At 43.9% G+C, this 2,926-nt stretch carries 3 protein-coding genes; all 3 read left to right on the top strand.

Annotated elements, in window-relative coordinates; all coding sequences use genetic code 11:
• Window positions 1-51 precede the first annotated feature (51 nt).
• On the top strand, window positions 52-1,839 hold the full coding sequence (locus GMD4S_RS07650; RefSeq protein ID WP_000196619.1) for a glycoside hydrolase family 35 protein: 1,788 nt from the start codon (window positions 52-54) through the stop codon (window positions 1,837-1,839).
• Window positions 1,836-2,312, top strand: coding sequence for a PTS sugar transporter subunit IIB (locus GMD4S_RS07645; protein ID WP_000156968.1), 477 nt, complete (start codon window positions 1,836-1,838; stop codon window positions 2,310-2,312). Before GMD4S_RS07650 ends, GMD4S_RS07645 begins: the two co-directional genes overlap by 4 nt.
• Window positions 2,313-2,338: 26 nt before the next feature.
• On the top strand, window positions 2,339-2,926 hold a 588-nt coding region (locus GMD4S_RS07640; protein WP_000615900.1), incomplete at its 3' end, for a PTS mannose/fructose/sorbose/N-acetylgalactosamine transporter subunit IIC.

Genomic DNA, 2,926 nt, shown 5'->3' with positions numbered 1-2,926 from the left:
TTAATATTATAATAAATGAAAGCGCAAACTTAATTCGTCAGAGGTAATAACATGACCAGATTTAAAATTGAGGACGATTTCTATTTAGACGGAAAACCGTTCAAGATTTTGTCCGGCGCCATTCATTATTTTAGGATTCCAGCAGAGGATTGGTATCATTCTCTCTATAACTTAAAGGCGCTTGGCTTTAATACAGTCGAGACCTATGTGGCTTGGAATTTACACGAACCTGTTGAAGGGGAGTTTGATTTTGAAGGTGCCAGAAATTTGGAGAGATTTCTTCAAATTGCACAAGATCTAGGTCTCTATGCCATTGTACGCCCGTCTCCGTTTATCTGTGCGGAATGGGAATTTGGTGGCTTGCCGGCTTGGCTCTTGACCAAGGACATGCGAATTCGCTCGTCCGACCCGGCCTACATCGAGGCTGTTGCTCGCTATTATGACCAATTATTGCCAAGGCTTGTGCCTCGCTTGTTGGATAACGGCGGAAACATTCTCATGATGCAAGTCGAAAATGAATATGGCTCTTATGGAGAAGATAAGTCTTATCTACGAGCAATTCGAAAATTAATGGAAGACCGAGGGATTGATTGCCCACTCTTTACTTCAGATGGCCCATGGAGGGCTACTCTGAAAGCCGGAACCTTGATTGAAGACGACCTCTTTGTGACAGGAAACTTCGGTTCTAAAGCTCCGTACAACTTTTCACAGATGCAGGAATTCTTTGATGAGCATGGCAAGAAATGGCCCCTCATGTGTATGGAATTCTGGGATGGTTGGTTCAACCGTTGGAAAGAACCCATCATCACTCGTGATCCTAAAGAATTGGCAGAAGCTGTTCGAGAGGTATTGGAGCAAGGCTCTATCAACCTTTACATGTTCCATGGTGGTACAAACTTTGGTTTCATGAATGGTTGCTCGGCTCGAGGAACTCTGGATTTGCCGCAAGTCACATCTTACGACTATGATGCCCTTCTCGATGAAGAAGGAAATCCAACTGCTAAATACTTAGCAGTCAAGAAGATGATGGCAACCCACTTCCCAGAGTATCCACAGTTGGAACCACTCTATAAGGAAAGCATGGAGATAGGGTCCATTCCATTGGTCGAAAAAGTTTCCTTGTTTGAAACCCTGGATAATCTCTCTAGTCCTACTGAAAGCCTCTATCCAAAAGCGATGGAAGAACTTGGTCAAAGTTATGGCTACCTTCTCTACCGCACGGAGGCAAGTTGGGATGCAGAAGAGGAACGTCTCCGTATCATCGATGGACGTGACCGAGCTCAACTCTTTGTAGATGGTCAATGGATTGCTACTCAATACCAGACAGAGATTGGCGAAGACATCTACTGTCAAGGCAACCGAGAAGGCTTTTCAGAGATTGACATCTTGATTGAAAATATGGGGCGTGTCAACTACGGACATAAGTTTTTGGCAGATACGCAGCGTAAAGGAATTCGAACAGGTGTCTGCAAGGATCTACATTTCTTACTGAATTGGAAACAATATCCACTGCCACTGGATAATCCTGAGAAGATTGATTTTTCAAAAGGATGGACAGAAGGACAACCAGCCTTTTACGCTTTCGACTTTACTGTTGAAGAGCCGAAGGATACCTACTTAGACTTGTCTGAGTTTGGTAAGGGAGTTGCCTTTGTCAACGGGCGTCACCTAGGGCGTTTCTGGAACGTCGGCCCGACCCTCTCACTTTATATCCCTCATAGTTATCTCAAGGAAGGTGCTAACCGCATCATCATCTTTGAAACTGAGGGCGAATATAAAGAAGAGATTCACTTAACTCGTAAACCTACACTAAAACACATAAAGGGGGAAAACTTATGACAATTGTAGGATGCCGTATCGATGGACGTTTGATCCACGGTCAAGTAGCCAATCTTTGGGCTGGAAAACTAAATGTTTCACGCATTATGGTTGTAGACGACGAAGTTGTTAACAACGATATTGAAAAGAGTGGTTTGAAACTTGCGACACCACCAGGTGTGAAACTCAGTATCTTGCCAGTTGAGAAAGCAGCAGCAAATATCCTTGCTGGTAAATACGATAGCCAACGTCTCTTTATCGTTGCACGTAAACCAGACCGTTTCCTTGGTTTGGTCGAAGCAGGTGTTCCGCTTGAAACACTCAACGTCGGCAATATGTCTCAAACACCAGAAACTCGCTCTATCACACGTTCTATCAATGTGGTAGACAAGGATGTGGAAGATTTCCACAAACTAGCAGAAAAAGGTGTGAAACTCACTGCTCAAATGGTTCCAAATGATCCAGTTTCAGACTTTTTGAGCTTATTAAAATAGGAAAAAATTTTTAGGAGGTCATTGTTATGATACAACCGTGGCAAATTTTACTTCTCACTTTGTACTCAGCTTATCAAATCTGTGATGAGTTGACAATCGTTTCATCTGCAGGTTCCCCTGTATTCGCTGGTTTCATTACTGGTTTAATCATGGGAGATGTGACAACTGGTTTGTTTATCGGTGGTAGCTTGCAGTTGTTCGTTCTCGGGGTTGGTACCTTCGGTGGTGCTTCTCGTATCGACGCAACTTCTGGTGCGGTTCTTGCAACAGCATTCTCTATCTCTCAAGGTATTGATACAGACCTTGCGATTACAACAATCGCTGTACCAGTAGCGGCACTTTTGACATACTTCGACGTTCTTGGACGTATGACAACTACTTTCTTTGCACACCGTATTGATGCTGCGATCGAACGCTTTGACTACAAAGGTATCGAACGCAACTACCTACTTGGTGCGCTTCCATGGGCTCTTTCTCGTGCCCTTCCAGTATTCTTCGCTCTTGCTTTTGGTGGAGAATTCGTACAAGGTGTTGTAAACCTTGTTAAAGAATACCAATGGGTTGCAGACGGTTTGACACTTGCAGGTCGTATGCTTCCAGGTCTTGGATTTGCA

Source organism: Streptococcus sp. GMD4S, assembly GCF_000296955.1.
Note: the sequence above shows the minus strand (reverse complement) of the source record. Positions and strands in the feature narration are given on the sequence as shown.